This is a genomic window from Micrococcus lylae, assembly GCF_900163825.1.
Taxonomy (GTDB): domain Bacteria; phylum Actinomycetota; class Actinomycetes; order Actinomycetales; family Micrococcaceae; genus Micrococcus; species Micrococcus lylae.
Genome location: NZ_FUKP01000035.1, coordinates 44,191 through 50,309 on the forward strand (window position 1 = coordinate 44,191; position 6,119 = coordinate 50,309).

The 6,119-nt window shown below is 75.3% G+C and carries 3 protein-coding genes; all 3 read left to right on the top strand.

Translation table 11 applies throughout. The features are described 5' to 3' along the window. Positions 1–11 precede the first annotated feature (11 nt). From FM125_RS05330 to FM125_RS05340, 3 genes are read left to right on the top strand one after another with little or no spacing between them, the layout of a single operon-like run. Entirely contained in the window at positions 12–1,280 is a 1,269-nt protein-coding gene (locus FM125_RS05330) for a glycosyltransferase family 4 protein (protein ID WP_087133869.1), read from the top strand. Further along, entirely contained in the window at positions 1,280–3,124 is a 1,845-nt protein-coding gene (locus tag FM125_RS05335) for an ABC transporter ATP-binding protein (RefSeq protein WP_087133870.1), read from the top strand. Before FM125_RS05330 ends, FM125_RS05335 begins: the two co-directional genes overlap by 1 nt. After that, the gene (locus FM125_RS05340; protein ID WP_087133871.1) at positions 3,121–5,574 is read left to right on the top strand and encodes a hypothetical protein; all 2,454 of its coding nucleotides are present in this window, start codon (positions 3,121–3,123) and stop codon (positions 5,572–5,574) included. Before FM125_RS05335 ends, FM125_RS05340 begins: the two co-directional genes overlap by 4 nt. Positions 5,575–6,119: the final 545 nt, after the last annotated feature.

Consider the following 6,119-nt stretch of genomic DNA (forward strand, 5'->3'; position numbering starts at 1 on the left):
AGGAGCCACCCATGCAGATCGCCTACCTGCTCGCCGATCCGGGCATCGGCCCCTTCGGCACCAAGGGCGCCTCGGTGCACGTCCAGGAGATCACCCGTGCCCTGCGCGGCCTCGGCCACCAGGTCACCGTGTACTGCCTGCGCCGCGGGGACAAGAAGGGCGTCGAGTCCGTGCCCGCGGACCTGGCGGACCTGAAGGTCGAGGTGGTCCCGGTCGCCTCCGCCGCCGGCTCCGCCGAGCGCGAGGTCGAGCTGCGCCGCGCCGGGGACCGCATGCTGGCCGCCGCCGCGGCCGACGGCGCAGACCTGGTCTACGAACGCTACGCCCTGTTCTCAGACGTCGGCGCCCGCCTGGCCGCCACCCTGTCCCAGAACGCCGGCCGCCGGATCCCGCTGGTGATGGAGGTCAACGCCCCGCTGGTGGCCGAGCAGTCCGCGCACCGGTCCCTGCATGACGTGGACACCGCCCTCGCCCTCACCGAGTCCGCCCTGTCCGCCGCGGACGTGGTCTCCTGCGTCTCCGAGCCGGTCGCCGCCTGGGTCCGCCGGGACGTGCCGGCCGCCGCCGCGGCCACCGTGGTCATCCCGAACGGCGTGAACACCGAGCGCATCCGCCCCCTCTCCCGGCACGCCGCCTCCGGCGCGTTCCTGCACGACGACGGCGGCTCGCCCGAGCCCGCCGCCCGTGGGTTCACCGTGGGCTTCCTCGGCACGCTGAAGCCCTGGCACGGCACCCAGACCCTCCTGGACGCGGTCGCCGCGGCCGGCGCGGCCGCCGCCGACTGGCGGATCGAGTTCTGCGGTGCCGGACCCCAGCTTCAGGCCCTGCGCGAGCAGGCCGAGCGCCTCGGCCTGGGTCAGGCGACCACGTTCCACGGCGCCGTCGCCCCGGAGCAGGTGCCGGCCGTCGTCGGGACCTGGGACGTGGCCACCGCCCCGTACCCGCGGCCGCAGAACCCGGAGGACCACTACTTCTCCCCGCTGAAGGTCTACGAGTACCTCGCCGCCGGGGCCACCGTGGTGGCCTCGGCCGTCGGGGAGATCCCGCAGGTCCTCGGCGCCGGCGAGCCGGACGCCGAGGGCGTGGCCGTCGGCAGCCGCGGCGTGGCTGTCCGCCCCGGCGACGCCCAGGCGCTCGCCGCCGCGCTGACCCGGCTGGCCGCGGATCGGGAGCTCACCGCCGCGCTCGCCGCCGCCGGCCGCGCGGACGTTCAGGCCCACCACACCTGGGCCCACCGTGCCGCGGACCTGCTCCGCCTGGTCCGGGAGCGCACCGCCTGATGACGTCCTCCCCGAAGACGAGGTCCCGGAAGCAGCAGGGGCCGGGCCCGACCCGCCGCACCCTCGCCCTCATCCGCCCGCACCTGGGCGAGCACCGCACGCTGATCCTGGTGGGCATGCTCGCCCTGATCGGGGACGTGGTCTTCCGCATCCTCGAGCCGTGGCCGGTGAAGATCGCCGTGGACGCCGTGACCGTCGCCCTCGGCGCGCAGGTCTCCGCCGCCACCGGGCTGAGCGGGGACATCACCGGCACCCTGGTCACCTGGGCGCTGATCCTCGCCGGCATCGTGGCCGGGCGCGCGGTCTGCAACTACATCTCCACCATCGCCTTCGCCAAGACCGGCGTGAAGGTGGTGACCCGGCTGCGCGCACGGGTGTTCGACCACATCCAGTCCCTGTCCCTACGCTACCACACGCAGGCCTCCGTGGGAGACACCTCCCAGCGCCTGGTGGGGGACATGGGCCGCCTGCAGGAGGTCGCGGTCACCGCGGGTCTGCCGCTGATCGGCAACCTGCTCACGGTGGTGGTGCTGTTCGCGGTGGTCATGGTCCTGAACCCCACGCTGTCTGTGGTGGTGCTGGCCACCGGGGCCGTCTACCTGGTGATCTCCAGGATCGCCACGCCCAAGATCACCCGGGCCTCCCGCAAGACCCGCAAGGGCGAGGGCGCCCTGGTCGGGGACGCCGCCGAGGCGCTCGGCGCCATCCGGGTGGTCCAGGCCTACGGCCTCGAGGACACCGTGGCCGCCGGCTTCGCCGCCGGCAACCAGAAGGCGCTGAAGGCCGGCATCAAGGCCCGCAAGCTCGCCGCCGGCCTCGAACGCTCCACGGACGTGCTCGTGGGCCTGTCCACCGCCGTGGTCCTCGGCTTCGGAGGCCTGCAGGTGATGCAGGGCGCCATGACACCGGGGGACATGGTGCTGTTCCTCATGTACCTGAAGACCGCCATGAAGCCGCTGCGGGACATGGCCAAGTACACCGGCCGCATCGCCCGCGCCGCCGCCTCGGGCGAACGCATCGCGGACCTGATGGACGAGCAGATCGAGATCCAGGACCCCGAACACCCCGTCCCCATGAAGCAGGTGGTCGGGGACGTGGTCTTCGACAGGATCTGCGCCAAGGACGGCCACGGCCGCCCGCTGTTCACCGGGCTGGACCTGATGATCCCGGCCGGGCAGCGCGTCGGCCTGCTCGGCCCCTCCGGTGCCGGCAAATCCACCCTCGCCGGCTACCTGCTGCGCCTGGCGGACACCGGCTCCGGCGCCGTGCTCGTGGACGGCTACGACACCCGCAAGGTCACCCGGGCGGACCTGCGCTCGCACGTGTCCATCCTGCTCCAGGAGTCCGTCCTGTTCGCCACCACCGTGCGGGAGAACATCCGCTACGGTCGCCTGGACGCCACGGACGAGCAGGTCGAGGACGCCGCGGTCCGCGCCGGTGCGGACGAGTTCATCAGGGCGCTGCCGCAGGGCTATGACACCATGCTCGGCGCCCGCGGAGACACCCTCTCCGGCGGCCAGCGCCAGCGCATCGCGATCGCCCGCGCCCTGGTGCGCCGCGCACCGATCGTCATCCTGGACGAGCCCACCACCGGCCTGGACCCGGCCTCCCGCGCCCTGGTGGAGGAGTCCCTCTGGACGCTCACCCAGGGCCGCACCACGCTGGCCATCACCCACGACCTCTCGATGATCCGCGAGCTGGACCGCGTGCTCTGGCTGGAGGACGGCCGGATCGTGGAGGACGGCTCCCCGGCGGAGCTGCTCCGTCGCCCGGACACCCGGGTGGCCCAGTGGGCCGCGCAGCAGCGCGTGGCAGCGGCCGAACGCCAGGAGGAGAGCGCATGACCCCCGCCCAGCACACGGCCGACGCCGAGCGCGCCGCGCTCACCGCCCTGCCCGGCGTGGAGCAGGTCCTCTCGGACGCAGGCCTGTCCCGGATCATCGGTCGCCGCGTGCAGGCCGTGCACGAGCGTGTGAAGCCCGGGCGGTCGATCGTCGTCTCCTGGCGTGCCCTCGGCGCAGACGGCACCGAGCCGCTCGACGCCCCGCTCGCCGAGGCCGGCCACGGCTGGCTGATGCTCACCCGGGACCAGGACAAGGCGGACTCCGCCCTGCGCCGCGCCGAGCGCATCGGCCGGGCCGACCACGTCCGCGTCCACCGCTGGGACGGGGACGCCACCGTCCTCTGGGGAAGCCTCTGGACCGACCCGGCGCTCGCGGTGCCCCTGGACCGGGCCCGCGCCGCGCTCGCCGAGCGCCGCCCGGACGCCGCCTGGACCGTGCTGCGCCACAACCCCAGGCGCCGCGCGGTCGTGCGGGTGGGAGACGAGGTCGTCCGCATCCACGCGCGCCGCCTGGACGAGCCCGGCGGCATGGTCGCCACCGTCGCCCGCTGGGCCGCCGCCGGGGTGCCGGTGGTGCCGCTCGAGCCGGTCGGCACCAAGGGCACCGCCGCGTCCTCCCCGTTCTGGGGCGCCGGGGACCTCCAGGCCGTCCCTGTCGCGTCCGCCGCCGAGGCCGCCGGAGAGGCGGTCGCCGCCGTGCACGCCCTGCCCGCCGCCGGCTCGCCACTGCCTCCATTCGTCCCGGACGCCCCGGTCGCGGCCGAGGCGATCGCGTCGTCGGCTGCCTGGCTGGATGAGGTCGTCCGGGACGCTGCCGCGCACCTGCAGCCGCTGCTCGAGGCGTCCTGCGCCCAGGACCCCGCCGTGGAGCTGCACGGCGACTGGTCCCCGGACCAGGTCCTCTCCGCCGCCGCCGACGGCACCGGGGGAGTGCGGATCATCGACGTGGACCGCGCCCGCACCGGCCCCGCCGCCGTGGACCTCGGTTCCTGGAACGCCGCCTGCCGCCGGGAGGAGCTGCCCGCGCTCGCCGACGCCCACGCCGCCGGCCACGCCCGCGTCCACGGGGAGGCCGACCGAGTCACCGTGCTCGCCTGGGAGGCCTACGCCCACCTGGCCGCGGCGGTGGACCCGCTGCGCCGCCGCCACGCGGACTGGGCCGAACAGCTCACCGACCGCGTGGTCCACCTGCGCGCCTGCCTGCGCGAGCTGGAGGCCGCCCGCGCCTTCGCCGCCGGCTCAGACCGTCCCGACGACGGCTCCGCGACCTCCGCCTCGTCCGCGCCCCTCGGTTCGTCCGTCACCGCCTGTTCGCCCGTCGCCTCGGCCTTGCCGGCCGAGCAGTCGCCGCTGCCCGTCGCGCCACTGCGCACCGCACTGCCGCCGGCCGAGGCCGAAGCCGAGGGCCGTCTCTGGGCCGTGGACCGCTGCTGGCCCTCCGGCGCGGTCGGCGAGCTGGCCGTGGAGGTCTCCAGCGGTGGCGCCCTGCGCGCCGGGCACTGGCGGGACGGCTCCCTCGGGCTCTTGCCGGCCGACGCCGACCCGACGCTCAAGGCCCTCGCCCCGCTCGTGGCCGCCGGCGGCACCGTGGTCTCCTGGCGTCCCCGCAAGCGTGCGGTCGTGCGCACCACAGGTGCGGAGGCGGAGGCCTTCACCAAGGTCGTCCGCGCCGGCAGGGCCCAGGGCATCCTGGACGGCATCGAGCGGGCCAGAGCGTTCGAGGCCGGCTTCCGCACCCCGCAGGTGCTGGACTCCACCGAGGCCACCGTGACGTTCGCGGCCCTGCCCGGCCGCAGCCTCCACCACGAGTCCGCGTTCACCGCCGCCGAATGGTCCCGGGCCTGGGCGGAGATCGCCGAGGCCCTCGCCGCGGCCCGCCGCGCCCGCCCGAACGGTGCGGCCGAGAACGCGGGCATCCCCGCCCCGGCGGCCCTGCCCGTGCAGGAGACGGCGGCCCTGCCCGTCCACGGCCCGGCGCAGGAGGCCGCCGTCCTGGCCGACTGGCTCGAGCGGACCGCCGACTGGACCGGGGCGCAGCCGGGGTTCGTCCACGCCGTGGAGAAGGTGGGGCAGACGCTGAGGGGACTGCCCGCCGTCGGGAACGTCCCGACCCACCGGGACCTGCATGACAAGCAGCTGCTCTGGGACCCGGAGCTCGGCCCCGGGCTGCTGGACGTGGACACCGCCTGCCTGGGCGACCCGGCCCTGGACCTGGGCAACCTGCGCGCCCACGCGCTGTGGCGCCAACGGCAGGGCGTCTGGTCTGCGGCCCGTGCGGACGTCGTGCGCCGCACGGTGGACGAGCTGGCCCTCGCCGAGGGCCTGCCCGCGCCGCGGATCGGCCTCTACGAGCACGCCACCCTGCTGCGGCTGCGCTGCGTCTACGCGCTGCGACCCCGCTACGCGCAGGCCGCGGCGGACCTCGAAGCCGAGCTCGCCGGTGGGCCGTAGTCCGGCGACGCGGCCAGCTGACAGGGTAGCCCCGGATCCGGGTGGTCGGGGCTGATGTGCACGGCCCGGCCCGGGAGAGGCTCGACCGGAGCTTCCGCGGCCAGACGAGGCCATGCTCGGGGCTGGTGCTGGCCGGCACGTGAAACCGGTGCGGCAGATACGGCAGTAACCGGCCCGTGGCAAGGTCACGGCCGCCGATCACCGCCAGGCGCAGCCCGGCGCCGTCGGCGCTGCCGAGCAGCTGCAGCACCTCCTCCTCGAGCGTGCGGTACGCGTCCTCGACCCGCTGTCCCGTCCAGGCCGGCCAGCGCCCGTGAGTACCGCGGTGCCGCCGGCGCGGCGGCTGTGGTCCGGGGTCCAGCGCTCGGGCAGGGCGGGGGAGACCACACCGGGCGGGAGAGGCAATTCGCCCTCGGCAAACAGCGCGGCCAGGCTCTCGACGACGGCCCGCTAGATGTAGGAGGGCATGACGTTGTTGACACATGCAGGGGCCAGTGAGGCCGGAGGAGCGTCTCCGCAGGAGGTATGAGGCCGATGATAGTTGT

Excerpts from the sequence above, each read along its gene's own strand:
- FM125_RS05330 (WP_087133869.1), top strand. The coding sequence starts at position 12 with ATGCAGATCGCCTACCTGCTCGCCGATCCGGGCATCGGCCCCTTCGGC.
- FM125_RS05340 (WP_087133871.1), top strand. The coding sequence starts at position 3,121 with ATGACCCCCGCCCAGCACACGGCCGACGCCGAGCGCGCCGCGCTCACC.
- FM125_RS05335 (WP_087133870.1), top strand. The coding sequence starts at position 1,280 with ATGACGTCCTCCCCGAAGACGAGGTCCCGGAAGCAGCAGGGGCCGGGC.